Origin of the sequence: Enterobacter asburiae, assembly GCF_024599655.1 — a bacterium.
GTDB lineage: Bacteria > Pseudomonadota > Gammaproteobacteria > Enterobacterales > Enterobacteriaceae > Enterobacter > Enterobacter asburiae_D.
Window position 1 is genome coordinate 3796111 of the sequence record NZ_CP102247.1, and the last position, 25649, is coordinate 3821759.

At 56.7% G+C, this 25649-nt stretch carries 28 protein-coding genes and 1 other RNA gene; 11 read left to right on the plus strand and 18 right to left on the minus strand.

The window, feature by feature from the left end:
* Positions 1-350: 350 nt before the first annotated feature.
* From tomB to NQ230_RS18125, 4 genes are all read left to right on the plus strand, one after another.
* Positions 351-725 (plus strand): Hha toxicity modulator TomB, encoded by a 375-nt coding sequence (gene tomB / locus NQ230_RS18110; RefSeq protein ID WP_008499288.1) that lies wholly within the window; start codon positions 351-353, stop codon positions 723-725.
* A 27-nt stretch (positions 726-752) separates the two neighbouring features.
* Positions 753-971, plus strand: a complete 219-nt coding sequence (gene hha, locus NQ230_RS18115; RefSeq protein ID WP_008499287.1) for a hemolysin expression-modulating protein Hha — start codon at positions 753-755, stop codon at positions 969-971.
* A gap of 205 nt (positions 972-1176) precedes the next feature.
* Positions 1177-1728, plus strand: a complete 552-nt coding sequence (maa, locus tag NQ230_RS18120; RefSeq protein WP_159513576.1) for a maltose O-acetyltransferase — start codon at positions 1177-1179, stop codon at positions 1726-1728.
* Between the two features lie 117 nt (positions 1729-1845).
* Entirely contained in the window at positions 1846-2313 is a 468-nt protein-coding gene (locus NQ230_RS18125) for a YlaC family protein (protein ID WP_121425576.1), read from the plus strand.
* On the opposite strand, the gene pdxR is transcribed toward NQ230_RS18125, so the two are convergent.
* The gene (pdxR, locus tag NQ230_RS18130; RefSeq protein ID WP_257258529.1) at positions 2285-3745 is read right to left on the minus strand and encodes a MocR-like pyridoxine biosynthesis transcription factor PdxR; all 1461 of its coding nucleotides are present in this window, start codon (positions 3743-3745) and stop codon (positions 2285-2287) included. The two genes, NQ230_RS18125 and pdxR, sit on opposite strands and share 29 nt — an antisense overlap.
* A 101-nt stretch (positions 3746-3846) precedes the next feature.
* On the opposite strand from pdxR, the gene NQ230_RS18135 reads away from it, so the two are divergent.
* Positions 3847-4557 carry a GNAT family N-acetyltransferase gene (locus tag NQ230_RS18135; protein ID WP_257258530.1) on the plus strand — a complete coding sequence of 237 codons (711 nt, stop codon included), beginning with the start codon at positions 3847-3849 and terminating at the stop codon, positions 4555-4557.
* On the opposite strand, the gene ykgO is transcribed toward NQ230_RS18135, so the two are convergent.
* On the minus strand, positions 4554-4694 hold the full coding sequence (gene ykgO / locus NQ230_RS18140; RefSeq protein ID WP_003859006.1) for a type B 50S ribosomal protein L36: 141 nt from the start codon (positions 4692-4694) through the stop codon (positions 4554-4556). The genes NQ230_RS18135 and ykgO overlap by 4 nt on opposite strands.
* Before the next feature lie 2 nt (positions 4695-4696).
* Positions 4697-4957 (minus strand): type B 50S ribosomal protein L31, encoded by a 261-nt coding sequence (locus NQ230_RS18145; RefSeq protein WP_010428154.1) that lies wholly within the window; start codon positions 4955-4957, stop codon positions 4697-4699.
* A gap of 219 nt (positions 4958-5176) precedes the next feature.
* Here NQ230_RS18145 and pdeB point away from each other — a divergent pair, with 219 nt between their 5' ends.
* A complete protein-coding gene (gene pdeB, locus NQ230_RS18150; protein ID WP_213821135.1) occupies positions 5177-6742 on the plus strand; it encodes a cyclic di-3',5'-guanosine monophosphate phosphodiesterase PdeB in 1566 nt (521 codons plus the stop codon).
* On the opposite strand, the gene NQ230_RS23085 is transcribed toward pdeB, so the two are convergent.
* Complete coding sequence (locus tag NQ230_RS23085; RefSeq protein ID WP_503467201.1) at positions 6735-6851, minus strand: metal-sensitive transcriptional regulator; 117 nt, start codon at positions 6849-6851, stop codon at positions 6735-6737. The genes pdeB and NQ230_RS23085 overlap by 8 nt on opposite strands.
* Positions 6848-7120: a metal/formaldehyde-sensitive transcriptional repressor gene (locus NQ230_RS18155; RefSeq protein ID WP_121425580.1), complete on the minus strand. Its 273-nt coding sequence runs from the start codon at positions 7118-7120 to the stop codon at positions 6848-6850. Before NQ230_RS18155 ends, NQ230_RS23085 begins: the two co-directional genes overlap by 4 nt.
* A 133-nt stretch (positions 7121-7253) precedes the next feature.
* Between NQ230_RS18155 and NQ230_RS18160 the strand changes: the two genes are divergently transcribed.
* A complete protein-coding gene (locus NQ230_RS18160; RefSeq protein WP_121425581.1) occupies positions 7254-8075 on the plus strand; it encodes a nickel/cobalt efflux protein RcnA in 822 nt (273 codons plus the stop codon).
* Between the two features lie 38 nt (positions 8076-8113).
* On the opposite strand, the gene NQ230_RS18165 is transcribed toward NQ230_RS18160, so the two are convergent.
* The 3 genes from NQ230_RS18165 to yczE form a co-directional block, all read right to left on the minus strand.
* Entirely contained in the window at positions 8114-11203 is a 3090-nt protein-coding gene (locus NQ230_RS18165; RefSeq protein ID WP_257258532.1) for a beta-galactosidase, read from the minus strand.
* Between the two features lie 103 nt (positions 11204-11306).
* Positions 11307-12377: a LacI family DNA-binding transcriptional regulator gene (locus tag NQ230_RS18170; RefSeq protein ID WP_257258533.1), complete on the minus strand. Its 1071-nt coding sequence runs from the start codon at positions 12375-12377 to the stop codon at positions 11307-11309.
* Between the two features lie 76 nt (positions 12378-12453).
* Positions 12454-13065, minus strand: a complete 612-nt coding sequence (yczE, locus tag NQ230_RS18175; protein WP_121425583.1) for a membrane protein YczE — start codon at positions 13063-13065, stop codon at positions 12454-12456.
* Between the two features lie 86 nt (positions 13066-13151).
* Here yczE and yczR point away from each other — a divergent pair, with 86 nt between their 5' ends.
* Positions 13152-14573, plus strand: a complete 1422-nt coding sequence (gene yczR / locus NQ230_RS18180; protein ID WP_252034561.1) for a MocR-like transcription factor YczR — start codon at positions 13152-13154, stop codon at positions 14571-14573.
* Between the two features lie 83 nt (positions 14574-14656).
* Here the strand turns inward: yczR and NQ230_RS18185 are convergent, their stop codons facing one another.
* The 3 genes from NQ230_RS18185 to ffs form a co-directional block, all read right to left on the minus strand.
* The gene (locus NQ230_RS18185) at positions 14657-14872 is read right to left on the minus strand and encodes a hypothetical protein (protein WP_023334722.1); all 216 of its coding nucleotides are present in this window, start codon (positions 14870-14872) and stop codon (positions 14657-14659) included.
* On the minus strand, positions 14869-15120 hold the full coding sequence (locus tag NQ230_RS18190; protein ID WP_023310587.1) for a hypothetical protein: 252 nt from the start codon (positions 15118-15120) through the stop codon (positions 14869-14871). The genes NQ230_RS18185 and NQ230_RS18190 overlap by 4 nt, the downstream gene beginning before the upstream one ends.
* A gap of 261 nt (positions 15121-15381) precedes the next feature.
* Positions 15382-15478: signal recognition particle sRNA small type (ffs, locus tag NQ230_RS18195), an RNA gene on the minus strand.
* Positions 15479-15648: 170 nt separating this feature from the next.
* Here ffs and NQ230_RS18200 point away from each other — a divergent pair.
* Complete coding sequence (locus NQ230_RS18200; protein ID WP_286088643.1) at positions 15649-15960, plus strand: MGMT family protein; 312 nt, start codon at positions 15649-15651, stop codon at positions 15958-15960.
* Between the two features lie 33 nt (positions 15961-15993).
* Here the strand turns inward: NQ230_RS18200 and NQ230_RS18205 are convergent, their stop codons facing one another.
* Positions 15994-16521: a YbaY family lipoprotein gene (locus NQ230_RS18205; protein ID WP_029741632.1), complete on the minus strand. Its 528-nt coding sequence runs from the start codon at positions 16519-16521 to the stop codon at positions 15994-15996.
* Between the two features lie 200 nt (positions 16522-16721).
* Between NQ230_RS18205 and tesB the strand changes: the two genes are divergently transcribed.
* Positions 16722-17582, plus strand: coding sequence for an acyl-CoA thioesterase II (gene tesB / locus NQ230_RS18210; protein ID WP_121425586.1), 861 nt, complete (start codon positions 16722-16724; stop codon positions 17580-17582).
* Positions 17583-17678: 96 nt separating this feature from the next.
* Here the strand turns inward: tesB and amtB are convergent, their stop codons facing one another.
* From amtB to NQ230_RS18235, 5 genes are all read right to left on the minus strand, one after another.
* Positions 17679-18968: an ammonium transporter AmtB gene (gene amtB, locus NQ230_RS18215; RefSeq protein ID WP_063144758.1), complete on the minus strand. Its 1290-nt coding sequence runs from the start codon at positions 18966-18968 to the stop codon at positions 17679-17681.
* 35 nt (positions 18969-19003) lie between these two features.
* Entirely contained in the window at positions 19004-19342 is a 339-nt protein-coding gene (gene glnK, locus NQ230_RS18220) for a P-II family nitrogen regulator (protein ID WP_008503304.1), read from the minus strand.
* 220 nt (positions 19343-19562) lie between these two features.
* Positions 19563-21344: a SmdB family multidrug efflux ABC transporter permease/ATP-binding protein gene (locus tag NQ230_RS18225; RefSeq protein WP_257258535.1), complete on the minus strand. Its 1782-nt coding sequence runs from the start codon at positions 21342-21344 to the stop codon at positions 19563-19565.
* Complete coding sequence (locus tag NQ230_RS18230) at positions 21337-23109, minus strand: SmdA family multidrug ABC transporter permease/ATP-binding protein (protein ID WP_257258536.1); 1773 nt, start codon at positions 23107-23109, stop codon at positions 21337-21339. Before NQ230_RS18230 ends, NQ230_RS18225 begins: the two co-directional genes overlap by 8 nt.
* A gap of 30 nt (positions 23110-23139) precedes the next feature.
* Positions 23140-23598, minus strand: a complete 459-nt coding sequence (locus NQ230_RS18235) for an Lrp/AsnC family transcriptional regulator (protein ID WP_029739897.1) — start codon at positions 23596-23598, stop codon at positions 23140-23142.
* A gap of 115 nt (positions 23599-23713) precedes the next feature.
* On the opposite strand from NQ230_RS18235, the gene NQ230_RS18240 reads away from it, so the two are divergent.
* Positions 23714-24760, plus strand: a complete 1047-nt coding sequence (locus NQ230_RS18240; protein WP_029739898.1) for a PLP-dependent cysteine synthase family protein — start codon at positions 23714-23716, stop codon at positions 24758-24760.
* Positions 24761-24801: 41 nt separating this feature from the next.
* On the opposite strand, the gene cof is transcribed toward NQ230_RS18240, so the two are convergent.
* Positions 24802-25620, minus strand: coding sequence for an HMP-PP phosphatase (cof, locus tag NQ230_RS18245; protein WP_257258537.1), 819 nt, complete (start codon positions 25618-25620; stop codon positions 24802-24804).
* Positions 25621-25649 lie beyond the last annotated feature (29 nt).

A 25649-nucleotide genomic window follows, 5' to 3' on the forward strand; every position in this document is an offset into this window, starting at 1 on the left:
TTTCATTTCTCCGCTTAAGCTATTAGGAATATTCCTAATAAGAAGTTCTTACAAAGATAAGTCTGAATCTGAACTTTTCTCATCATTTTTGCTAAGCCAATGAAACGTAAGGAAGCGATAAAACACACTCGTTAATTTGGATAAAAAAGTTGAGTCCAGGACGACCATTTGCGTAGATGCTCGCAGTCTGCGGTTTTATTTGTAATTTTTCGTAATAGCGCGATGAAATCCAGGAAGGAGTGGCTTATAGTTAGGTTATCAGGAACACAGCACTCATGTAGCTAAGTCAGTTGTATCCATCCCGACAATGATGTTCGGTGAGTAAGAAATCACTCAGAAGGGGATGCGCTATGGACGAGTACTCGCCAAAAAGGCATGATATCGCGCAGTTGAAATTTCTCTGCGAATCCTTGTACCATGACTGCCTTGCCAACCTTGATGAAAGCAACCATGGCTGGGTAAACGATCCAACGTCTGCTATCAATTTACAGTTGAATGAGCTGATAGAGCATATCGCAACCTTCGCACTTAATTATAAAATTAAGTACAATGAAGATAATAAGCTCATTGAGCAAATTGATGAATACCTGGACGACACCTTTATGTTGTTCAGCAGTTACGGCATTAACGCCCAGGATTTGCAAAAATGGCGTAAATCGGGAAACCGGCTATTCCGCTGTTTCGTCAACGTGAGCAGAGCTAACCCGGTTAGTCTTTCCTGTTAAAATTATTACAATTACTAAGGTGAATTTATGTCTGATAAACCACTCACAAAGATCGATTATTTGATGCGCTTACGACGTTGTCAGTCAATTGACACCCTTGAGCGCGTCATTGAAAAGAATAAATACGAGCTTTCGGATAATGAACTGGCGGTATTTTATTCAGCCGCTGACCATCGTCTTGCTGAACTGACAATGAATAAGCTGTATGACAAAATCCCTACTTCTGTGTGGAAATTTGTCCGTTAATCTTTGAAGGGTGTCTGTAGAGTTCTACGCCTCGTTCTCAGTATTTACCTATCCCGTTATGCTCCCTGTGCGTAAGCCAGGTCTCCGTGTAAAACGTGTTCAGCAGCAGCAATGTTGTGACTCCAGTCACATCGGCTTTTCGGGAACGTTCCCCTCCTGGCCAGTTCCGATTACCCTGCGGTAATCACATCCAGAGAGGTTTCCAATGAGCTTAGAAAAACAGAAAATGATTGCCGGTGAACCTTACCGCCCCGGCGATGAGACGTTACGGGCCGACCGACTGCGGGCGCGCCATCTGGTATATCGCTATAACCACACCGCGCCTGATGAAAAAACAGAACGCCAGAACATTCTGGCGGAACTTCTGGGACAAGGCGAAGGCGCTTATATAGAACCGAGCTTCCGCTGCGACTATGGATATAACATTTATCTCGGCAAAAACTTTTACGCTAACTTCGACTGCGTAATGCTGGATGTCTGCCCTGTCCATATTGGCGATAACTGCATGCTCGCGCCGGGTGTTCATATTTATACGGCCACCCACCCGCTGGACGCGGAGGAACGGAATAGCGGCGTGGAGTTTGGAAAACCCGTCAGGATTGGCAATAACGTCTGGATTGGTGGCCGGGCGGTCATTAACCCTGGCGTCACCATTGGTGATAATGTGGTGGTGGCCTCCGGTGCCGTCGTGACGAAAGACGTCCCGGCTAACGTCGTCGTTGGCGGCAACCCGGCAAAAATCATCAAAACGCTGTGAGGTTACGGGGAGCCAACTGTTATGGTCTTTTAGGGCCAGACTGTTACTTTTTTCAGCCTGATGGCTCCCCTAAAATTGGCAGACACCCTGTATTGTCAACTCTCATGAAGGCAAATAATGACCGAGATACAGCGCCTGCTTACCGCCACCATCGACGATCTTAACCTCCGCGAAAAGCGCGACAATCGCCCGCGCTTTAGCATTAGCTTTATTCGCAAACATCCTGGACTGTTTGTCGCCATGTATGCCGCCTGGCTGGCGACGCTTGTTGTGATGCTGACATCCGAAACGCTGGTGGACTCCGTCTGGCTGCTGGTTGTACTGTTTGTCGTCTTTAACGCCTTTTTCTTTTTCGACGTGAATCCGCGCTACCGTTACGAAGATATCGACGTGCTCGATTTCCGGGTCTGCTACAACGGTGAATGGTACAACACGCGTTACGTGCCAGAGGAGCTGATCGAAAACATCCTGCACTCTCCGGCGGTTGAAGCCGGGCAAAAAGAGAAGCTGCAGAAAATGGTCTCCACCAAAGGCCAGCTCTCTTTCTATGATGTCTTTACCCTTTCCCGCCCTGCTGCTGCGTAATTAACGACTGCAGGCGTCGGATCCCCGGCGTAAACAGAGAAGCAGAGGTATTGCCGTAACCTAAAACCAGACCGGTCTGCCCCTGCTTCGCCTCCAGGTAGTACCCGCTCAGTGCAGCGGGTGCCAGCTGAAACGCCCTCGCCAGCTCCACCAGCCTCTGGTCGTCAATACCGTCTATCGCCAGCGTCAGATGCATTCCCCCTTCGCCTGCCAGAATGCGGTGCGGAGAATGAAGCTCTGCGCTCAGCGCCTCCCGCAGCTGGCGGTAGCGTTTACGGTAGAGCCGACGCATGGCGGCAAGATGGCGGGCGTAATGACCTTCCTCAATGAACAGAGCCAGGGTGCGCTGCTCAGCACGATGCCCGCCACGCAACAGCGAGCCGATGGCCAGGCGAGCCGCTTTCGCCAGCGCTGGCGGTAACACCATGAACCCCATTCTGAGCGACGGAAACAGCGTTTTACTGAACGTTCCCAGATACACAACGGGCGCATTGTTGACCATTCCCAGCATCGCCGGTACGGGCTCACCGGCATAGCGGAACTCGCTGTCGTAATCATCTTCAATGATCCACGCGTTGTGCTGCCGGGCCAGTTCCAGCAGCGCCAGCCGCCGCCGCGCGCTGAGCACGCTTCCGTAAGGGTACTGGTGCGAAGGCGAGGTAAAAATCAGCGAGGGAGCAGGCGCATCAAGACCTTCCCAGCACATTCCCTCGTCATCAACCGGTATTCCCGTCATTGCCAGGCCGGTTTTAACAAACGCACTCTTAGCCCCGCTATAGCCGGGGTTTTCCACCCAGGCGACATCGCCAGGCTCGCTTAACAGCATCGTGCAGAGATTGACGCCTTCAAGCGCGCCTTCCGTGATCACAATCTGACTGGCGTCGCAGTCAATACCGCGGGACAGGGCGAGATGCCGGGCAATCGCCGCCCGCAGCGACGGCTCGCCAGCTGGATCGCCATACCCCAGCAGAGCATTTCCCTCCTCTCGCATCACGCGGTCGTACAATCGCCGCCACAGCGGCAGAGGAAAATAGTTGATGGCCGACGTGCCTGGGGTAAACGCCAGAACAGGTGTGTCCCGGGGCACTGGTGCAGGCAGCAGCCCGACCCGTTTTGCGAGCGTGATGGCAGGGTCCGGCATTGTCCGGGGGACGGAACGGTGAGCTAACAGTGCCACCCGCGTTCCCTGGCGATTACGCTGCAAATAGCCTTCGAGGGTGAGCTGGTCCAGCGCCGCATTGACGGTATTCCGGGAAAGGGAGAGCTGCCGGGCAAGCGTTCGCGAACCGGAAAGCTGGCTGCCGGATCGTAGCCTTCCGCACAGTATGGCCTCCCGCAAAGCATGGTAGAGCGCGCGCTGGAGCGTCTCTTCGCCGCGTGTTTTCAGGGCTGCATGGAGCAAGGTATAAAATTCATCACCCGGTATATTCATCTCGCCTCCTCGTGGCACCATCAAAACATAGCCCAGTGGTTCTTTTTAAGGAACCAGCAATTCACTAGTCTGAAGCTCTTTTCAACGTCACGGAAATTAAGATGAAGACATTCAATCAGTTCGGACAGCCGGTGGGCGAAGCGCTTACCGACTGGCAACCCCGTCAGCACCCGTCCCGGGTGGTCCTTCAGGGTCACTATTGTCGGCTTGAGCCGCTGCGCGTGGAGCATGCCCGCGCGCTGTTCTCTGCGTATTCCCTGGCCGAAGATACCCGCAGCTGGACGTGGCTACTGCGTGAACCCGATGCCACCGCAGAGGAGTTTGCCGAATGGGTGGCGAGCGTAAGTGAGTTATCCGATCCCATCCACTTTACCGTGATGGATAACCGGACCCAGTCCCCCGTCGGGACGCTGTCGCTGATGCGAATCGATCCTAAAAACGGGGTCGTGGAAGTGGGGCACGTTCACTTCTCGCCTCTTTTAAGCCGCACGCCCATGTCGACAGAAGCGCAGTATCTGCTGATGCGGTACGTGTTCGATACCCTCGGCTATCGGCGTTATGAATGGAAGTGCAATAGCCTGAACGAACCTTCCCGTAAGGCGGCACTGCGTCTGGGTTTCCAGTTTGAGGGACGCTTTCGCCAGGCGCTGGTCATAAAAGGCCACAACCGGGATACCGACTGGTTTTCGATACTCGACAAAGAGTGGCCGGCGCTGGCGAGCGCCTTTGAAAGCTGGCTTGCCACCGACAATTTTACTGCCGATGGCAAACAGAAAAGATCCCTGGAAAGCTGGCGAGAAACGCGCGTCTAGCGTCTTTTTTTACGTCCCTGAACCGCCTTAAAGCGCGGATTGGATTTGCAAATCACGTATAAGCGTCCCTTGCGTTTGACTATCTGACAATCAGGGTGACGCTGCTTTGCACTGCGTAATGAGTTAAGTACCTGCATGGTTAGCCCCGCTTCGCATTGAGAAAGCCGCCAAAACGCTTGCGGAAGCGCGCTGCGCTGCCGTCCGTAGAGAACGTTTTCTGCTTACCGGTATAAAACGGGTGCGATTTTGAAGAAACCTCGATGGTGATGTACGGATATGTTTCACCGTCGAGTTCAATTTCGCGGTCGGTCTTAATGGTTGAGCCAACCTTGAAATATTCATTCGCGCTGGTGTCGTGGAATACCACGGTGCGATAGGCTGGATGGATATCGGGTTTCATCGTAAATCCTTTATGTTTTGTTATAACATAACAAAATAATATCCAGGCCGGTTTGAAAAAACAACCCCTCTCTTCTGACGTTATTTTCAGGTTTACCTTAGATAAAATGAAAACCACGCCCCCCACGTGCTATAACTATATCATTTCGCGGTAAAATCTTTCTCTTCAGGCAGGGAACTCAATGCCCAGGAACGGGTATACGAGGAAGGACACGACAGCATGAAAACCCGACATCTGGTCAGTCTGGTGACTGGCGTACTTATCTTTTCCGTGCTGGTCCCCATTTGCCTGAGCATCTGGCTGGCCCATCGCCAGGCGGAAGATAAATTTGTCGATGCGCTGGAAAACTATGCCTCACGCGTGCTGGTACGAACCGACCGGGTTGTGGATCAGGCAAAGGAAGCGCTCGATCACCTGCAGGCCTTTGAGGGCGTGCCGTGTAGCCCTTTGCAATTAAGGGAGATGCGCCGGGTTGCTTTCTCATGGCGATATGTCCAGGAAGTGATTTATATCGATAACCTTCGCCCGCTCTGCTCCTCCCTGGAGCAAACCAGTCATTCGGCCCCTTTTCCCCCTCCGATGCGCATTACCGAAGATGGCTACAGCGCCTGGCTGACCACGCAGAACGATCTTGGGTTTAACCGCTACATGGCGGTGCTGGGGAAAGGCCACTACCTTGTGATGGTCGATCCTGCCTCGCTGGTGGACGTGATCCCTTTCGGCGAGATAGCGATTGATGCCGCCCTGGTAGGAAGCACAACGCACCGCATATTCGCCAGCAGCAATAAGCTCGATTCCCACATCCGCGACATGATTCAGGAACAGGGTGCCGGCAGCGTGCAGTACAACGGTTCAATGTACGTCATGAAGTCTGTACCTGAACTGGGGTTTACCGTCGTCGCATGGGCAACGCTTAAACCGCTGGCTGAAACCTGGCACCGGCAGCTGCTTTTCTGGTTACCGTTCGGCATGTTGATGAGCCTGCTTGCCGCGCTCTTTGTCCTGCGGATACTGCGCCGTATCCAGTCGCCGCGCAATCGCCTGCTTGACGCCATTAACAGCCGCGATTTTGTGGTTCACTATCAGCCCATCGTGGCGCTGTGCAGCGGAAAGATCGTGGGCGCCGAAGCGCTGACGCGCTGGCCCCAGCCGGACGGAAGCAGTCTGTCGCCTGATATCTTTGTTCCCCTTGCCGAGCAAACGGGGCTCATTTCGCAGCTGACGCAGCTCGTCATCGAAAAGGTGTTTGAAGATATGGGCCACTGGCTGCAGCGCCATCCGGATCAGCATATCTCCATCAACCTCGCGCCTGCTGATTTAACCTCCGGCATCCTGCCGCCGCTGCTGAGTCAGCTCCTGAATAAGTGGCAAATCCATCCCCGACAGATCGCCCTTGAGCTCACCGAGCGCGGCTTTGCCGACCCCAAAATAAGCGCACCGGCTATCGCGGCATTCCGTCGTTCGGGCCACCCTGTCTATATTGATGATTTTGGCACGGGCTATTCCAGCCTGAGCTATCTGCAGGATCTGGACGTCGACACGCTAAAAATCGACAAGTCGTTCGTGGATGCGCTGGAATATAAAAACGTGACGCCGCACATCATTGAAATAGCGAAGTCGCTGAAGCTGGCGATGGTGGCGGAGGGTGTCGAAACCGCAGGGCAGCTCGCCTGGCTTCACCAACACGGCGTGCAGTACGGGCAGGGGTGGTACTACAGCAAAGCGCTGCCAAAAGCGGAATTCATTCTCTGGGCAGAAAATAACCTCGGCACGCACGCTACTTGAGATAGGACTTCATCACCCGCAGTACCACGCCAAGATCGGCTTCACGCTGCGCTTCTTCAGGCTCTTTCACCACATGATCGGTTAAATGCCCTTCGATCACCTGCATCACTTGAGATAGGACTTCATCACCCGCAGTACCACGCCAAGATCGGCTTCACGCTGCGCTTCTTCAGGCTCTTTCACCACATGATCGGTTAAATGCCCTTCGATCACCTGCATCATCATGCCATTGACCGCCCCGCGGATCGCCGCCAGCTGCTGTAACACCTCGGCGCATTCGTGATCGCTGTTGAGCATTTTTTCCAGAGCATGACTCTGCCCCTGAATTTTCTTCAGGCGAGTCAGTAACATTTTCTTGTCGCGAACGGTATGTGACATCTCTGTATCCCTTGTTTTTAGCTTTTAAAGCATATCACGCTCTACTCCCCCTGAGTATTTTTCTACTGGGGGGTAGTATTAAACTACTGGGGGGGAGTAGTATCTTCGCACGCTTTCCACTCCGGAATTTCCCATGACCGATTTTGCTTCACTCCTTCAGCAGGGCAATGCCTGGCTGTTTGTTCCCAGCGCTATCCTGCTCGGTGCGCTACATGGCCTGGAGCCGGGCCACTCAAAAACAATGATGGCCGCCTTTATTGTGGCCATCCGCGGCACGCTGAAACAGGCGGTACTGCTCGGCCTGGCGGCCACGCTCTCCCATACGGCAGTGGTCTGGCTCGTTGCCATGGCGGGACTGTGGTTTGGTCGGGGCTGGGATGCGCATACGTCCGAACCCTGGTTCCAGCTGATCTCCGGGGTGTTGATCGTTGCGATTGCCCTGTGGATGGCGTGGCGAACCTGGAAAGAGAGCCAGCCGCGCGATCATCATCACGACCATGATCACCACCATGACCATGACCATGACCACCATCATGATCATCATCACCACGAGCACACGCTGATTGACGAAGAGTGGCAGGACGCCCACCAGCGCGCGCACGCGCAGGATATTAACCGCCGCTTCAGCGGTCAAAACGTCACCACCGGACAGATCGTGATGTTTGGCCTGACCGGCGGGCTTATCCCCTGCCCGGCGTCCATCACCGTTCTGCTGATCTGCCTTCAGCTAAAGCATTTTGCCCTCGGCGCGACGCTGGTATTTAGCTTCAGCATCGGTCTGGCGTTAACGCTGGTCGCTTCCGGCGCGATTGCCGCCTTAAGCCTCAAACATGCGACAAAACGCTGGCCCGGGTTTAGCGAATTCTCCCGTAAAGCGCCGTGGATCTCCGCAGCGCTGATTACCGTAGTAGGAATTTATATGAGCCTGCATGGCCTGAACGGCATTCTGGGGTAAGCGTGCGGCCACGCCCGGTGGCCGCATCTTCTGGTCAGTTAAGGGTTCTGCTGCCAGCTGAAGGTATAGCGAAGCTGACGTGTCTGCAGGATGAATTCCGGCGAGACGCTAGGGCTCCAGGAGTCGTCGCCGCCCACGCCCATATGGAACGCATCGAGGTTGAGCCAGCATCCCGGTTCTTCCCGCAGCAGGTGATGATGGGTTGTCTCTCGTAGCTGCTGCTGGCTATAGCGGCTCACCGAGAAGTGGAAATGGCCATTCAGCTGATGCATTCCCACCACAAGTTCCCGGGTATCGCAGCGCAAACCATTTTCCGTCGGGAAGATATACGGCGTGTGCATGGCTTCGAGAGGTAACGTCCAGCGTCCCTGCTGCGCCGCCAGCTTTCTGTCCGGGTAGTTTTCATGCGGCCCCAGCCCAAGCCAGCGAACGTTTTCCGGCGTTTCGGCGAGATGAACGCTCAGGCCAATCCGCGCGGGTTCAGGGATATCAGACGCCATATCGACCTGAATATCGCCATGCAGAACCCCCTGCTCGTCTATCCGCCAGACTTTACGGCTCAGAAACAGCGCCTTGCCGCGATACTCAAGGACATGCTGGGTTGTGACCACCACTTCGCCTGCGTGCTGCTCAGCCTCACAGTACAGCACGCGCGGAGTGAGATCGTACATGCCCGCCGCTTTCCAGCGTTCAACCCAGGCGTTCGGATCGATCTTCGTCGCTTCGCTCACGCCAATGTCGTTGTCCAGCGGCGCGCGGCTGACGTTATCCGTCAGAGGTGAAAGCAGCTTTTCAACGCCATTTCGCCACCATTGAGTCAGGTTTCCGGATGCGCGATCGAACTGCCAGCGCTGTTGACGATGGACGATCTCCAGGATGCGATCGCTTTGCGTTAACACCGGCGGCTCGCCCGCCGCGGCTGGCGGAGCAATAAAGAGCGGAGCCGGAAGCGGCCACTGCTCCCACGCGCAGCGATGGTCTGCCGGTGACCACGGCGTTGCCCGCGGCTGGCGCACTTCAACGTTCAGCCAGACCTCACCCGGCCCGGCGTTCAGCTCCGGCAGGGCAATCTCCAGGCGCTGAGTGCCTTCAGGTGCCATCGCCAGCGTCACCTCGCCCGCAGCGAGCACGTCCCCGTCCCGGGCAACCGTCCAGTTCAGCACTTCGTTATCGGTGTGGCGGAACAGATAGCCGCTTTGCACCTCAATCACCAGCGGAGAGGTGCTGACCCGAGTAAAGGTAAAGAACTGCTGGGCGCGCTGCGCCTCGTACAGCGCCGGGTGCGGCGTGCGATCGGGGAACACCAGCCCGTTAAGACAGAACTGCCGGTCGTTCGGCTTATCGCCAAAATCTCCGCCGTACGCCCAGAACGTATTGCCATCGTCGTCCCGTTTCGTCAGGGCCTGATCGACCCAGTCCCAGACAAACCCACCCTGCAGGCGAGGATGGCTGCGAAACGCCTGCCAGTATTTTGCAAACCCGCCGAAGCTATTTCCCATCGCGTGGGCGTATTCGCAGAGGATCAGCGGGCGCGTTTCATCCGGCATGCCGATCCATTTCTTGATTGACCATTTAGGCACTGCCGGGAACGGCTGATCCCAATCGACCCGGGCGTACATTGGACAAACAATATCGGTCGCCGCCGTGTTCGCGCCGCCGCCTTCATACTGCACAGGACGCGTCGGGTCGGTGGTTTTCAGCCAGCGGTACAGCGCCTCGTGATTCGCGCCGTGACCCGACTCATTGCCCAGGGACCAGATGATAATTGATGGGTGATTACGATCGCGCTGCACCATGCGGGTCACGCGCTCGCTCATGGCGGGCAGCCAGCGCGGATCGTCAGCAAGGCGGCTCATCGGTACCATGCCGTGCGTTTCGATATTGGCTTCGTCGACGACGTACAGCCCGTAGCGATCGCAAAGTCGGTACCACAGCGGATGGTTCGGGTAGTGCGAGCAGCGCACGGCGTTGAAGCTGTGCTGCTTCATGATTTCGATATCGCGACGCATGGTCGCTTCGTCCATCACCTGGCCGTTTTCCGGGTGATGCTCGTGCCGGTTAACCCCGCGGATCAGCAGCGGTTTACCGTTGAGCTTCAGCAGACCATTGCTGATGTCAACGCGGCGGAAGCCCACGTCGCACGCTTCTATCTCAAGCACCTCACCCTGCGAGTTAAGAAGCGCCATCGTCAGGCGATACAGCTCCGGCGTTTCCGCACTCCAGAGCGCAGGTGTCTCAACGGGGATTGTTACCGTTAAGCGCTCGGCCCAGCTGCCGCGCTCGTCAACAATGGCAGATCCCGGCTGTCGGGAGACGCTGGCGCATTTTTCCCCCTTGCGCCACAGGGTAAAGACCACCTCGCCGTCCGCAAAGCCAGCGCCTGCCAGCGTGACATCAACCTTCAGCACCGCGCGGTCCATCTCCGCATTCAGATCCGTAACGACGTGATAATCGGCAATCTGCGTCTCGGGTTTATGCAGCAAGGTCACATCGCGGAAGATACCGCTCATGCGCCACATGTCCTGATCTTCCAGATAGCTGCCGTCACACCAGCGCAATACCATGACCGCCAGGCGGTTCTGTCCGGGGCGTAGTGCCGCCGAGAGGTCAAATTCGGCGGGCAACCGGCTGTCCTGGGAATAGCCTATCCACTGTCCGTTGCACCACAGATGAAACGCCGAGTTCACGCCGTCAAAGATGATGCGGGTCTGCCCGCTCTGAAGCCAGGCGTCATCCACCTCAAATGTGAGCGAGTAACAACCGGTTGGGTTTTCCTGCGGCACAAAAGGTGGGTTAACGGGAATGGGATAGGTGACATTGGTATAGATGGGCGTGTCGAACCCCTGCATCTGCCAGTTAGACGGTACGGGCATCGCAACGGCATCCGCGCAATCTTCAGTTACCCATGCCTGAGGAACCTGCTCCGGCGCGGTAAAGTAGCTAAACCGCCATAGCCCGTTGAGAGTTTGCCTTCTGGCAGATCCGGCGTCATCTCTGGCCGAAGGCTCATTGCGCCAGCTGTGCAACGGCGCGTGTGCGGCCAGACGGTTCCACTGGGTAACTACGGGGTTTTCCCAGTCCCGACGGGCCAGGAGGGCGCTGAGGGTCAGCGAGGGAGTGTCAGACATGTTAACCTCTTTGCGAAGCGCTCACAATTTTGGTTAACATGCCCTGGCACTCTGCGACGGTAAAGCACGCGATCGCAGGGTAGCGAGTCAGATCACAAAAGTCTTATTTACGGGCAAGCTGCTCGGCCAGGAGTGCCAGGCTTCTGAGCTGCTGCGCCAGATCCTCGCGTTCGGCCTGCTGCGGGTTGCGGCGCGCGCTGGAATGGCGGGTAACCAGCGTCACCGGCAGCTGAACCTGCCAGCACGCCTCGTCCCCGGAGGGGGCCAGCAGCCACTCAACGCTGCGTTCGCCCGCCTCGCGAAACGCCTGGCGAATGGTCGTCAGCGGCGGAGAAAACCAGGCGCTGTCAGCCGTATCATCAAACCCAACCACCGATATCTGGCCCGGAACCGCTACCCCTTTTTCCGCGCAGGCGCGCATCACCCCGAGCGCCATTTGATCGTTCGCCACCAGAATCGCGTCCGGTAATGTCGCCGCAGACAGCAGCAGATGTCCCTTCTCATATCCGCTGGCCGCGCTCCAGTCACCGCAGGCCACCGCAGCGGCTTCCAGCCCCGCGAATGCCAGGGCGGCTTTCCATCCCGCCAGGCGCGCCCGTGCAGAGACCGAGCTTTCCGGCCCGCTCAGCAGGGCAATACGCTGATGCCCCAGCGAAAGCAGATGCTCAACGCCCAGATGCGCCCCCTGCTCGGCGTTAAACACGAGGCTGTGTACCTGCGCTGAGGGTGATACATCGAGGAACAGCACCGGAACAGGCGACGCCAGTGCCCTGAGCTCTTCGGCGTGAGGATCGTCCAGCGGCACATTCACCAGCAGCGCCTCCACCCGCTGTGCCAGCAGCGCCTGAAGCGCGGCCTGACACTGCCGGGGTTGCTCCACCATGGAGATAAGGACGCTCGCCCCCTGTTCCGCCGCGCGCGATTTTACCGCCGACACAATTTGTGATGGCGCGTGCAGGGCCAGGTCGGTAGTGATGAGGCCCAGCGTACGGGTGCGTTTACCCGCCAGCTGCTGTGCCCGTAGGTTTGGAACGTAGTGCAACTCCGCCATCGCCTGCTGCACCTTTTCTCGCGTGCGGGCAGACACATGTTCCGCGTTGTTAATGACGCGGGAAACGGTCTGATAAGAAACCCCCGCAAGGAGGGCGACATCATAGAGAGTGATAGCTTTCATACATTCTGGCATCGCGTTTAACGTGCCCCTATTCTGGCACAGGGACGCCGTTAAAACATGTGAGCGCTTCGCAAAATTAAACAACCCGCTCCGGCCGGGGGATTTCCGCAATGCGCGGCTTCTGGCGGAACCAGGGCAGACAGAGCTGAATAAGCGGGCCAATGGTCAGGGCATACAGTACGGTTCCCACACCAAACGTGCCGCCAAGCACGCACCCAATCAGCAGGACGGAGACCTCAATTGAGGTGCGCACGCTGCGAATGGACCACCCCAGACGGGCATGAATGCCGGTCATCAGGCCGTCGCGCGGACCGGGCCCGAAGCCGGCGCCAATGTACATGCTGGTCGCAATCGCGTTCATCACGATGCCCGACACCAGGAAAGCGATTCGCACGGGTAACGAATCCAGTTCCGGGATAAGCGCCATGCTGGCGTCCGCCGCCAGGCCGATACAAATCACGTTGCTGATCGTGCCAAGGCCCGGCATCTGGCGCAGCGGGATCCACAGTAGCAGCACCGCAGCACCGACTAAAATAATTACCGTCCCGATAGTCATCCCCAGCTGCATCCCCACCCCAAGGTGAAAAACATCCCAGGGATCGACACCCAAATCGGAGCGAATAAACATTGCGGTGGAAAGGCCATACAGTCCTAAACCGACATAGAGTTGTAGCAGACGACGTACCATTTTTATCTTCTCCAGTGAACCAGGCTTTCATCCTGACCTAAAATGGCACTATGATTAATGTCCAGTTTTCAAATAGTGGACTGCATATGTCATCACGTCGCTTCGGAAGCCAGTCTCTGGTACGCCTTTTAGGCCACTGGCAGCAAGCCTCATCCCGCACCCCGCTCTGGCGACAGTTGGCCGACGCGCTGCGTCTGTTAATCCTTGATGGGCGTCTGGCTTTGAATACGCGTCTACCGGGCGAGCGTGAGCTGGCCTCCGCGCTGGACGTGAGCCGGACCACCATCAGCAGCGCCCTCGCCCACCTGCGCGAGGAGGGTTACCTTGAAAGCCGCCACGGCAGCGGGTCACGCGTGCTCCTCCCGGATACGCGCGCCGTTCCCACCCTTTCAGCGGCAAGTGCCGCACTGGATCTCTCCACTGCCGCACTCAATGCCGGGCCGGAGATCCATCAGGCTTATGCCCATGCGCTCACGGCCATTACGCAGCATCTCTCGCTGACGGGCTACGATCAGCTTGGGCTGCCGACGCTGCGGGAGGCCATCGCTGCGCGCTATACCGCGCGGGGGCTTCCCACCCGCGCAGACGAAGTGATGGTGGTCAATGGCGCCGTCAGCGGCTTTGCGCTGGTACTGCGGATGATGACCGGGCCGGGGGACCGCGTCGTGGTCGATCACCCCACCTACCCGCTGGCGATTGCCGCTATTCAGGGCGCGCAGTGTCGGCCCGTGGGGGTGTCGCTGCCGGAAACCGGCTGGGATACGGATGGCTTCGCGGCAACGCTTGCCCAGACGGCGCCGCGCCTGGCGTATCTGATGCCTGATTTTCATAACCCCACCGGGCGCTGTATGGATATCGCCACCCGTCGGGCCATCACGGATATCGCTGCCCAAACCCGCACGGCGCTGGTGGTGGATGAAACGATGGTGGATCTCTGGTTTGATGCGCCTCCCCCGCCACCGCTGGCCGCCTTTAACCCGCAGGCCACCGTCATCACCTTAGGCTCTGCCGGAAAAAGCTTCTGGGGAGGGCTGCGTCTCGGCTGGATCCGCGCCTCCTCGCGCACTATCGCCACGCTTGCCCAGACGCGGGATACACTGGATTTAGGCTCGCCGCTGCTGGAACAGCTGGCGATGGAGTGGCTCATTAACAACAGCGAGACGTTTCTGCCCGCACGCCGGAAGATGCTGGCGGAACGACGCGATCGATGCGGTGAACTGTTGCGCGAACATTTCCCGGACTGGAAATTCCATGAAGCGGAAGGCGGGCTCTCTTACTGGATAGAGCTCCCGGGCATGCTGGCGACACAGCTTGCCGCGCGGGCTGAGATTCTGGGGATCAACCTGGGGACCGGTACGCGGTTTGGTTTATCCGGCGCGTTTGACCGTTATTTGCGGATGCCCTTCTCGCTCGAATCGACAGAGCTTGAGCAGGCGTTGCTGAGGATCAAACCGCTATGGCTCGCCCTGAATAAAAACGTGCCATCGTTAAAACGCAGCGTGATCTAATATTAAAATTTTTGAAGCAGATCATAAAAAATAAAAACTGCTGACTGTCACGGAGGCAGTCAGCAGTTTTCACCGGTCAGGAGTTAATGCTGAGCAGGAATAGGAAAACCTTTCAGTGAAATAACGAAGCTTTCACCGTCTTTCTTTATTTTTGCGCCGGTATCACACCAGTCAGACGCAATACGAAAGAACTCATCACTTCCGACATTCCAGCCAAGACGTACATGCTTCACGTAGCCTGAACGCAACAGATCGCAGGCCTCTTTGTAGTCACTGGCAGTTGACAGTTGTTGTTTCATTTTCTCTTCTTCAGAAGTTTGCGTAGAGCTTTGATTTCTTTAGGAGTAAAAGGAGAAACACTCTCTTCTTCCGTATGCTGATTATCAATATCCTCTTCCGATACTCCCGCCTCTTCTACTGCTTCGAACGCCAGCAGCAGCAGTTTCTCTGTCGTCACGCTTAAATTCTCGTTATTGACTTCCGCATAGTGGCGAAGCCTTTCTTTTAGCGCGTCATCAATCTTAACGTTTAATACCGCTGTAGCCATGTTTGTCACTTCCCTTCGGAACAAGTACTTTATTTAATACACGAAGTTAACAATGTTATCCAGATATATATTTTTTCGAGTTATGGAAGAAAATAACCGTCCAATTATAAAATGACAGCCTATTATTACAGGTTTATGACAATAATATTTCAGTACAATGAAATATATATTACACGATATAGGCACAATCTTATTGTGGAATAACTTTTCAAGTGGAGAGGTGAAGCAGGAAGATCTTATGAGGGCAGAAATGGGTGGGGGCCCTGCCAGCTACATCCCGGCACACACGTCGTCTGCCCTGGCTGCTTCCTTCCGGACCTGACCTGGTGAACAGAGTAGCGTTGCGGGAGAACCAACAGAGCCCCCATTGAGAGCGTTGATAACCAACGCGCTGGCGCATTATCCCTGTGCTAAAGCCCAATTGCAAGCGACCAGGAACCGGATGCTGGTTTCTTGCGCAAACAGGCGCAGCAATCATGAAGATCTTCGTTTACCATAGCTTACCAGAAACTCCCCACAGGTGAAGGTATGGACGAACACGACTCCTTTCCACAGCGCGTATGGCAAATCGTGGCCTCAATCCCGGAAGGCTACGTCACCACCTATGGTGATGTCGCACGCCTGGCCGGTTCCCCGCGCGCGGCACGACAGGTTGGCGGCGTCCTGAAACGGCTGCCGGAAGGAAGTACGTTGCCCTGGCATCGGGTGGTGAATCGTCATGGCGCCATTTCGCTCAGCGGGCCGGATCTCCAGCGTCAGCGTCAGGCGTTACTTTCAGAAGGGGTGCAGGTGTCAGGGTCGGGTCAGATCGATTTGCAGAAATTCCGCTGGGAATATTAACCCCTCTCCCGGAGGAGAGGGGCAATGCAAACATTACATCTGAGTCGGTGGGGTTGGCAGGGACGGCTGATTGGTCTGCGGTGCGACCGGTACTTCGGTCTGCTGCACCGGCACCAGGTTCAGGTCGACTTTAGTCCCGCCGTTGTTAATCGCTTCCTGGACCGTATCGGTGATAAAGACCAGCTTACCGTTGATGGTTACCGCTGCGCTCAGCAGGATACGGGCGTTAGGCTGCACGTCCGACGGGTTATACGGCAACACGAAGCTAAACGGCGCCTGCTTGCCTTCAGTACGAACGGCGCGCTGAGCCACGACTTTCGACGGCGCGTCGGCCAGAGAAGCATCAGACAGCGTCACGGTTAATACCGCATCCGGCGGCAGCGCAACTTTCTGTTTAATCCAGATGGTACCGGAAACGTTAGGCTGCTGAATGGATTGCTGCGAAAGGGTATTAATCCCGTTCGGGTCTGCTGCTGGCACTGGCACCTGGGCGCTCTTACCGGCACAGGCGGACAACGCCACCGCAATAGCTACACCACTTAGCATGGGCACGAGTTTCATTGAAGTCTCCTTATCAATGCACCAGCGGGATCGATCCCATCCGATGTCGTTTCAATCACATAACGTATTTAAGTGTGGCACAGATCACCGATTTATGCCTGAAAACATGCCGATATTCAGATTATTCTACCCATCGGACCACTTTCATTTCTGCGTTATACTCTGCCTATCTTTCGCTACGGCGTTTATTGAGGACAACTATGAGTCAGGCACTGAACAATCTGCTGACATTACTGAATCTGGAAAAAATTGAGGAAGGACTCTTTCGCGGACAGAGCGAAGATCTCGGCTTACGCCAGGTCTTCGGGGGGCAAGTCGTTGGACAAGCGCTGTACGCTGCAAAGGAGACTGTCCCGGCAGACCGTCTGGTGCATTCGTTCCACAGCTATTTCTTACGCCCTGGCGATAGCGCGAAACCGATCGTGTATGACGTTGAGGTCCTGAGAGACGGCAACAGCTTCAGCGCTCGCCGCGTAGCGGCCATTCAGAACGGCAAGCCAATCTTTTACATGACCGCCTCTTTCCAGGCGCCGGAACCCGGCTACGAGCATCAAAAAGTGATGCCGCCGGCACCCGCGCCAGACGATCTCAAATCAGAGACCGATATCGCCCGTGCGCTGGCGCATCTGCTTCCGCCGCAGGTCAAAGAGAAGTTTCTCTGCGATAAACCGCTGGAGATCCGCCCGGTTGAGTTCCATAACCCGATGAAAGGCCACCCCGCAGAGCCAAAGCGCCAGGTCTGGATCCGGGCTAACGGCACCGTGGCTGAGGACTTCCGCGTTCATCAGTATCTGCTGGGCTATGCGTCAGATTTCAACTTCCTGCCGGTGGCGCTGCAGCCGCACGGCGTCGGGTTCCTTGAAAAAGGGATGCAGGTCGCGACGATCGATCACTCCATGTGGTTCCACCGTCCCTTCAACATGAATGAGTGGCTGCTCTACAGCGTGGAGAGTACGTCAGCGTCGAGCGCTCGCGGATTTGTGCGCGGGGAGTTTTATACCCAGGACGGCGTGCTGGTGGCTTCTACGGTGCAGGAAGGGGTGATGCGTAACCGAGGTTGATGTTGTGCGGCCTGATGCCCTCACCCTGCCCCTCTCCCACGGGGAGAGGGAATACACACTAAAAACGGCAACCTAAGGTTGCCGTTTTGCTGTTTATTACGCGTTATACGCATTCTCGCCGTGGCTGTTGACGTCCAGACCTTCGCGTTCCTGCTCTTCAGGGACACGCAGACCGACCGTCATGTCCGCCAGTTTGTAGCCAATGAAAGCAACAACGGCAGACCACACAACGGTGAGAGCAATACTTTCCAGCTGTACCAGCAGCTGATGAACCATGGTGACGCCTTCAGCGTAGCCTACACCGCCCAGCGATTTGGCAGCAAAGATACCGGTCATGATACAGCCGACGATGCCGCACACGCCGTGCACGCCAAACACATCGCATGGGTCGTCAACGCGCAGCACGCGTTTCAGTGCGGTAACGCCCCACAGACCCGCCAGACCGGACACCAGGCCGACCAGCAGCGCACCGCCTACGCCGACATAACCACACGCCGGGGTGATGCCAACCAGACCGGCAATGGCACCCGAACAGGCACCCAGCAGAGAAGGTTTACCGCGTACCGCCCACTCGCCAAACACCCAGGAGAGGATTGCACCCGCCGTGGCCACAACGGTGTTCACGAAGGCCAGCGCGGCGATTTCGTTTGCTGCACTCGCTGAGCCGGCGTTGAAGCCAAACCAGCCAAAGTAGAGGATAGCCGTACCGGTAAACACCATCGGCAGGTTGTGCGGTTTAAACGCTTCTTTACCAAAGCCCACGCGTTTGCCAATCAGGTATGCGCCAACCAGACCCGCTACCGCGGCGTTGATGTGTACAACGGTACCGCCCGCGAAGTCCAGCGCACCATGCGTTGCCAGCAGACCGCCACCCCAGACCATGTGCGCAATCGGCACATAGGAGAGCGTCAGCCAGACCACCACGAAGATCAGGACGGCAGAGAAACGAATACGCTCGGCGAGCGCGCCCACAATCAGCCCGACGGTAATACAGGCGAAGGAGCCCTGGAACGCAACGTGGATATACTGATAGAAACTGCCCATCAGCGCGGTCAGCTCAATATTTTTCAGCATCACCCAGTCGAAGTTACCAAAGAACGCGTTGCCCGTGCCGAACGCCAGCGAGTAACCGTAAACCACCCACAGCACGCAGACCAGTGCGAACGTCACGGCAACCTGCGTCAGCATGGAGAGAACGTTTTTGCCACGGATCAGGCCGCCGTAGAACAGCGCAATGCCCGGAATGGACATGAACAGCACCAGCGCGGTGCTGATCATCATAAAGGCGTTATCGGCTTTGTCGACCACCGCAGGGGTAGCAGCCAGCGCCAGGCCCGGCAGCAGTGCCAGCGAACCCAGACCCGTTTTGAGTGTTGCTATCTTCATTTTCTCGATCCCTATCACTGTGTGCCAGGAGTTACTTACAGAGCCGCTTCGTCAGATTCGCCGGTACGAATGCGAATGACGCGCTGCAGTTCGGCAACGAAAATTTTGCCGTCGCCAATTTTGCCGGTATAGGCCGCTTTGCTAATGACATCAATGACTTCATCAAGCTGATCGTCAGCAATCGCGACATCAATTTTTACTTTTGGCAGGAAGTTAACGCTGTATTCCGCCCCGCGATAAAGCTCGGCATGACCCTTCTGACGACCAAAGCCTTTCACTTCGGTGACAGTCAGTCCCTGAATACCCATTGAAGACAACGCTTCACGCACGTCTTCGAGTTTGAATGGTTTGATTACAACCGTAACCAGCTTCATAGATCCCCTCCAGTCAGAATTCGGTAATGGCCGTAGCTTACGCAGAAGGTATTGCAAGGGGTGTGCCAGAAATGAAAACGAGGGGGAACAGCGGTGCGATGAGCGTTACACGGTTCTGTTAAACGCGCAGGTGAAAAAAAACGCACCATGCCGGTGCAGGGTGCGTTTCAGTTTTGCACCAACAGGAATGACTGTTAGCGCGGCGCCTCATTTTAGTGCATCAGGCGCTAAGCGACTCTTCATCACGCACGCTGGCCGCCAGCTCCTCGCCCGCCAGCTGCAGCTGGTACATCTGCCAGTAGCGCCCTTTTGCTTCCAGCAGTTCACGGTGCGTACCGCGTTCAACGGCCTGTCCGCGATGCAGCACCAGAATAGTGTCCGCTTCGACGATGGTGGAAAGACGGTGGGCAATCACCACCAGCGTCGTATGGTCGCGTACCGCGTCCAGCGCCTGCTGGATGGCCTGCTCGGTGCCGGAGTCAATACTGGCCGTCGCTTCATCCAGAATCAGTATCTGCGGCGTTTCAATCAGCACCCGCGCCAGCGCCAGGAGCTGCTTTTGCCCGACGGAGAGATTGTTCCCCTGCTCGCCCAGTTTGGTATTGATCCCATCGCTAAACCCGCGCGCCAGCTCTGCCAGCTGCACTTTTTCCAGCACGTCCCAGACCTGCTCCTGGGTGTAGTCTCGCCCCAGGGTCACGTTGGCGTAGAAGGTATCGGCCAGCACGACCGGATCCTGCTGCACCATCGCAACGCCTTTGCGTAACACTGTATGGCTGAGAGACGCGAGCGGGCGTCCGTCGAGACGGATTTCACCTTCCGTGACCGGGTAATAGCCCATCAACAGGCTGGCAAGCGTGCTCTTACCGCTGCCGGTATGCCCCACCAGTGCCACGAAACCGCGTGATGGAACGTCAAGCGTGATGTCCTGCAACACCAGCCGGTCTTCGCGATAGGCAAACGAGACGTTATCAAAGGCGATAGTCCCGCTTTGCAGAGGTCGCTCGTCATTGCCGTAGGCCTGGCGTGGCCTGTCCATTAACTCAAACACGCGCTCACCGGCAACCACCGCCTGTTGCAGCATCGATTGCTGGGTGGTGAGTTCGATCAGCGGCTCGTTAAGGCGTCCCAGATAGCTAATAAAGGCGTACAGCACGCCCACTTCGATCGTACCGTTTGAGCTCAGGCCAAAGAGCATCAGCAGCCCGCAAAGCACCAGCGCAGAGAAAAGGCTGAGCAGCGGACGCAGCAGGAAACCGTCGAGGCGCAGCGTCTGCATACGCGCCATGTAGTGCGAACGGCTGGCTTCGCCCATGCGCTCGCCAAAGCGCGCCTGCTGGCGGAACTGCTGGATGACGCTCATGCCGTTGATCACTTCGTTGAAGCCATCGTTGATGTCGGCCAGATAAGCGCGCACCCGACGCACAATCGGCGTGCTGTAGCGCTGGTAAATGATCATGACAATCAGCACCGCCGGGAAAATGGTGATCGCCACCAGCGCCATGCGCCAGTCGAGGCTGAACATCGCCACCAGCATCGCGCCAATCAGCGCCGCGCTGCGCAGTACGGTTGCCACCACGGTGACGTACAGATCGCGGATCACCTCGGTATCGTTGGTCACGCGCGAAATCACCTGCCCGACCGGCTGGATATCAAATTCGCTGAGCGGCTGGCGAAGCGCCGCGTCCATCACATCCGTACGCAGCTGCTGAACAACGCCCACGGCTGCACGGTTAAACAGCAGAGACTGCGCATAGTGCAACCCTGCTGCCGTCAGCTGTAAGCCAACGTAGGCCACGCCTAAACCCGCCACCAGCCCCAGCGGCAGATAGCTTTTGGCAACCATGTTGTCGATAAAATAGCTGATGAGCAGCGGACCGCTCACCTCAGCAATCGCCGCAATCCAGAGTAAAAGCACGGCCACGGAGAGCGGTTTACGCCACGGCGAGCCGTAGGCCAGCAGACGTTTGAGCGTCGGCCACATCGTTCCAAGCTTACGCATTGGCGGCCTCCTCATTCTGCTCCGGCGCATCGTCCAGCGCCGCCTCAAGCTGTTGATAGCGGTACATATCGCGATACCATCCCGGCTGCTCGGCAAGCGTTTCATGCTGTCCGCGCTGGGCAATGTGCCCGTGCTGCAATACCAGAATTTCGCTGGCCTCAGTGAGCGCTGACAAACGGTGGGCGCTGATAATCACCGTGCGTCCGTCGCCCCACTGGCGCAGGTTATGTAGGATCTGATGCTCGGTACGGCCGTCCACGGCGGAAAGCGCATCATCCAGGATCAGGATTTCAGCATTCAGCAGCAGAGCGCGGGCAATGGAGATACGCTGCTTTTGCCCCCCGGACAGCATGACGCCGCGCTCCCCGACTTCCGTTTCGTAGCCCTGCGGCAGACGCAAAATGTCATCATGAACGCTGGCCAAACGCGCCACATGCTCAATTTCTTCCTGCGTTGCCGCAGGGCGTCCCAGGGCAATGTTGTTTGCCACCGTGTCCGAAAATAAGAACGGCGTCTGGCTGACGACCGCCAGGCGACCGCGCCACTCATCCAGCAGCAGTCTGGTCAGGGGAATATCGTGGAAGCGGATATCGCCTTCAGTAACGTCAAAGTGGCGCTGAAGCAGAGAGAGCACGGTACTTTTGCCGGATCCCGTCGGGCCGCAGATGCCCAGCATCTGCCCTGGCTGCAGGGTAAAGCTGACGTTTTCCAATACCGGGTGCTCCGTATGCGGATAGATAAAATGCCGGACGTCGACGGTCATGACGCCGCGCCCTTCCGGTACGGCTTCGCTACCGTCAATGACCACCGGCGCTTCGGCCAGCATGGCGCGAATGCGGCTATAGGCGGCGCTGCCGCGCTCCACGATGTTAAACATCCAGGCCAGCGCCAGCATCGGCCAGATCATGAGCCCCAGATACATCGCAAAGCTGGTCAATTGCCCCAGGGTCAACGAGCCCTGCACCACCATCCAGCTTCCGCCGCCAATCGCCAGTAGGTTTGCCATACCGATTGCGATATAAATCGTCGGGTCAAACCGGGCGTCGATACGCGCGACGCGCATGTTCTTCGCCCCCGTGTCCGCCGCATCGGCGGCAAACAGCGCGGACTGACGGTCTTCCAGGCCAAACGCTTTGATCATGCGGATGCTGGTCATGCTCTCCTGGGTGCGATCGTTCAGAGACGAGAACGCCGCCTGCGCCAGCTTAAAGCGCTCGTGCAGCTGTTCACCGTAGCGATTGATCGCCAGCGCCATGATCGGCATCGGCAGCAGGGCAAGCAGGGTCAACTGCCAGCTGATCTGCGTGGACATCACGATCAGCACCGCACAGCCCATCACCAGCGAGTCCACCAGCGTCAGCACCCCTTCCCCGGCGGCAAAGACCACGCGATCGACGTCGTTAGTCGCGCGGGCGATGAGATCCCCGGTACGATGGCGCAGATAAAATTCGGGATGCTGTCGGCTCAGCTGGCGGTAAAAATCTTCACGCAACTCAACGGCCAGCTGATAGGACGCACCAAACAGCAGCACGCGCCAGACGTAGCGCAGCAGATAAACAATGACGGCCGTCAGCACCAGCGTGCCGACCCACATCAACACCCGTGCGGTGGTGTAATGCTGTTCGGTGACGCCATCCACGACGTACCCCACCACTTTCGGCGGGATCAGCTGCAGAATGGCAATGATAATAAGCAGGAATACTGCGCCGAGGTAGCGTTGCCACTCCCGACGAAAGTACCAGCTTAGTTGGGCAAATAATCGCACGCGGTTTGTTCCTGAAGGTATTTTACGAAGTTATTCAATAGGTAATGCTGTGGTGTATTTAATCTGTTCCATGGCGAAGCTTGAGGTGACGTCCGACAAACCCGGTACGCTGTTCACCAGCCGCTTGTAGAAATCATCATAGCGCTTCATGTCGGCCACCTGGACGCGCATCAGGTAATCGTACTCTCCGGCCATTCGCCAGAAACCGAGCACCTCGGGCATCTCCGACACCTGAGTGACGAAGCGGCAATACCAGTCGCTGCTGTGATGCTGGGTTTTTATCAGCACAAACGCCGTCAGCCCAAGCCCCAGCTTTTCGGGATCTAACAGCGCGACGCGCCCCAGAAGAATGCCGTCATCTTCCAGCTTCTTAAGGCGCTTCCAGCACGGGGTGGTGGTCAGATTAACGGCATCTGCCAGCGCCTGCAAAGAGAGGGTACAGTCATTTTGCAGCAATGAAAGGAGCTTGCGGTCAATTTTATCTAGCATACCCACCTCACAGAGAAAAATTTTCTCCCTTCATTCTATTTTAAAGGCCAGATAGCAACAATTTTTTCTGTGCTTTTCGCTATGCTAGGCACAAAATGACAAACGGATAACGACGATGAATAGCACCTGGGTTAAACATGCGATCAGCGAAATCAATGCCGACTATCAGCGCTCGGCGGATACGCACCTGATTCGCCTTTCCCTGCCGGGATTTGACGGCATTCAGCTCTATCTGAAAGATGAAAGCACCCATCCTACCGGTAGCCTGAAGCATCGCCTGGCGCGCTCGCTGTTTTTATACGGTTTGTGTAACGGCTGGATCAAAGAAGGCACCACCATCATAGAATCCTCATCCGGTTCAACGGCGGTGTCCGAAGCCTATTTTGCCCGCCTGCTGGGCCTGCCGTTTATCGCGGTGATGCCGTCCTGCACCGCAAAACGCAAAATCGAGCAGATCGAATTTTACGGCGGTCGCTGCCACTTTGTGGAAAGCGCCTGCGAAATCTACGCCGCCTCCGAAATGCTGGCCCGTGAACTCAACGGCCACTATATGGACCAGTTCACCTTCGCCGAGCGCGCGACGGACTGGCGCGGCAATAACAACATTGCCGACAGTATTTTCCGTCAGATGACCCACGAACCGCATCCGGTTCCGTCGTACATCGTCATGAGCGCCGGTACCGGCGGCACGTCAGCCACGATTGGACGCTACATCCGCTGTCAGGGCTACGATACCCAACTGATGGTAGTTGACCCGCAGAACTCCGTGTTCCTCGACTACTGGCAAAACCGCGATGCCGGTCTGCGCAGCCCGGTGGGCAGTAAAATTGAAGGGATTGGCCGCCCGCGCGTGGAGCCTTCTTTCATCCCCGACGTTGTGGATGAGATGATGCGCGTGCCGGATGCCGCCAGCGTGGCAACGGCGCACTGGCTGGAGACGCAGCTGGGGCGCAAAGTGGGCGCATCGACGGGCACCAATATGTGGGGCGCACTGCAGCTTGCCGCACGTATGCGCGAAGAGGGCCGCACCGGTTCCATCGTCACGCTGCTGTGCGACAGCGGCGAGCGTTATCTTGATACCTACTACAACGCGGAGTGGGTACAGGCCAACATCGGCGATATCGCCCCGTGGAAAGCGCAGATTGCACAGCTTGTGAAATAAAAAAAAGCCAGACCGAAGTCTGGCTTGCTGGAAGGGTCTCACTATTCGGGGGAATACGGGAGGTTGTTGTTGTCCAGCCAATGCGTCAAAAAATGGGACACTGCTTCATTGCGGCAGTGGCCAATAACCGGCAGATGGGGAAGTTCTGCTTTCAGCTGCGCCATCGCATTCCCCATGATCAGACCGCGACCTACGCTACCCAGCATTTCGCGGTCGTTCATGGCGTCACCAAACGCCATACACTCCTGCAGCGTTAAGCCCAGGTGGTCGCTGAGTACCGCCAGAGCGGAACCTTTGTTACAGCCCACCGGCAGCACTTCCAGACAATCCACCGCCGAGAAGGTCAGGTGCGCCCGGTCGCCCAGCGCCTCATTCAGTTGAATCCTTAAGCGGCACAGATCGTCATGATCGCCGCAGAAGCAGACCTTAGTTACCGCATGGACGGGGATCCGACGCAGATCGATAAGCTGGTATTTAAAGCCGCTGTAAACATGCGCGTGCAATAATTCCGGGATTTCGCTTCCGGTAAACCAGCCCCGATCGTTAAAGACGTGGATACTGGCCTTCGTGTCCCAGGTGCTGTGCAGCACGATATCCGCCACTTCCGGGTTAAGATCCTGCCGGTGTAGCACATCGCCTTCTACGGAGTGAATGCGCGTCCCGTTGCCGGTGATCAGAAAAGCGTCGAGTGAAAACGCCCCAAGCAAATGGCGCATTTCCAGCACATGACGCCCGGTGGCAAACGTCAGGGTGACATTACGCTCGTGCAGGCGCTTCAGCGTGTTCAGGGTTTTTTCCCCTAAACGGTGATCCGGCATTAACAGCGTACCGTCCATATCAAATGCAGCGAGCCGAGCCATGATTACTCCCGAAATGTGATGCGGTTAAC

Excerpts from the sequence above, each read along its gene's own strand:
- tomB (WP_008499288.1), top strand. The coding sequence starts at position 351 with ATGGACGAGTACTCGCCAAAAAGGCATGATATCGCGCAGTTGAAATTT.
- hha (WP_008499287.1), top strand. The coding sequence starts at position 753 with ATGTCTGATAAACCACTCACAAAGATCGATTATTTGATGCGCTTACGA.
- maa (WP_159513576.1), top strand. The coding sequence starts at position 1,177 with ATGAGCTTAGAAAAACAGAAAATGATTGCCGGTGAACCTTACCGCCCC.
- NQ230_RS18125 (WP_121425576.1), top strand. The coding sequence starts at position 1,846 with ATGACCGAGATACAGCGCCTGCTTACCGCCACCATCGACGATCTTAAC.
- pdxR (WP_257258529.1), bottom strand. The coding sequence starts at position 3,745 with ATGAATATACCGGGTGATGAATTTTATACCTTGCTCCATGCAGCCCTG.
- NQ230_RS18135 (WP_257258530.1), top strand. The coding sequence starts at position 3,847 with ATGAAGACATTCAATCAGTTCGGACAGCCGGTGGGCGAAGCGCTTACC.
- ykgO (WP_003859006.1), bottom strand. The coding sequence starts at position 4,694 with ATGCAGGTACTTAACTCATTACGCAGTGCAAAGCAGCGTCACCCTGAT.
- NQ230_RS18145 (WP_010428154.1), bottom strand. The coding sequence starts at position 4,957 with ATGAAACCCGATATCCATCCAGCCTATCGCACCGTGGTATTCCACGAC.
- pdeB (WP_213821135.1), top strand. The coding sequence starts at position 5,177 with ATGAAAACCCGACATCTGGTCAGTCTGGTGACTGGCGTACTTATCTTT.
- NQ230_RS18155 (WP_121425580.1), bottom strand. The coding sequence starts at position 7,120 with ATGTCACATACCGTTCGCGACAAGAAAATGTTACTGACTCGCCTGAAG.
- NQ230_RS18160 (WP_121425581.1), top strand. The coding sequence starts at position 7,254 with ATGACCGATTTTGCTTCACTCCTTCAGCAGGGCAATGCCTGGCTGTTT.
- NQ230_RS18165 (WP_257258532.1), bottom strand. The coding sequence starts at position 11,203 with ATGTCTGACACTCCCTCGCTGACCCTCAGCGCCCTCCTGGCCCGTCGG.
- NQ230_RS18170 (WP_257258533.1), bottom strand. The coding sequence starts at position 12,377 with ATGAAAGCTATCACTCTCTATGATGTCGCCCTCCTTGCGGGGGTTTCT.
- yczE (WP_121425583.1), bottom strand. The coding sequence starts at position 13,065 with ATGGTACGTCGTCTGCTACAACTCTATGTCGGTTTAGGACTGTATGGC.
- yczR (WP_252034561.1), top strand. The coding sequence starts at position 13,152 with ATGTCATCACGTCGCTTCGGAAGCCAGTCTCTGGTACGCCTTTTAGGC.
- NQ230_RS18185 (WP_023334722.1), bottom strand. The coding sequence starts at position 14,872 with ATGAAACAACAACTGTCAACTGCCAGTGACTACAAAGAGGCCTGCGAT.
- NQ230_RS18190 (WP_023310587.1), bottom strand. The coding sequence starts at position 15,120 with ATGGCTACAGCGGTATTAAACGTTAAGATTGATGACGCGCTAAAAGAA.
- NQ230_RS18200 (WP_286088643.1), top strand. The coding sequence starts at position 15,649 with ATGGACGAACACGACTCCTTTCCACAGCGCGTATGGCAAATCGTGGCC.
- NQ230_RS18205 (WP_029741632.1), bottom strand. The coding sequence starts at position 16,521 with ATGAAACTCGTGCCCATGCTAAGTGGTGTAGCTATTGCGGTGGCGTTG.
- tesB (WP_121425586.1), top strand. The coding sequence starts at position 16,722 with ATGAGTCAGGCACTGAACAATCTGCTGACATTACTGAATCTGGAAAAA.
- amtB (WP_063144758.1), bottom strand. The coding sequence starts at position 18,968 with ATGAAGATAGCAACACTCAAAACGGGTCTGGGTTCGCTGGCACTGCTG.
- glnK (WP_008503304.1), bottom strand. The coding sequence starts at position 19,342 with ATGAAGCTGGTTACGGTTGTAATCAAACCATTCAAACTCGAAGACGTG.
- NQ230_RS18225 (WP_257258535.1), bottom strand. The coding sequence starts at position 21,344 with ATGCGTAAGCTTGGAACGATGTGGCCGACGCTCAAACGTCTGCTGGCC.
- NQ230_RS18235 (WP_029739897.1), bottom strand. The coding sequence starts at position 23,598 with ATGCTAGATAAAATTGACCGCAAGCTCCTTTCATTGCTGCAAAATGAC.
- NQ230_RS18240 (WP_029739898.1), top strand. The coding sequence starts at position 23,714 with ATGAATAGCACCTGGGTTAAACATGCGATCAGCGAAATCAATGCCGAC.
- cof (WP_257258537.1), bottom strand. The coding sequence starts at position 25,620 with ATGGCTCGGCTCGCTGCATTTGATATGGACGGTACGCTGTTAATGCCG.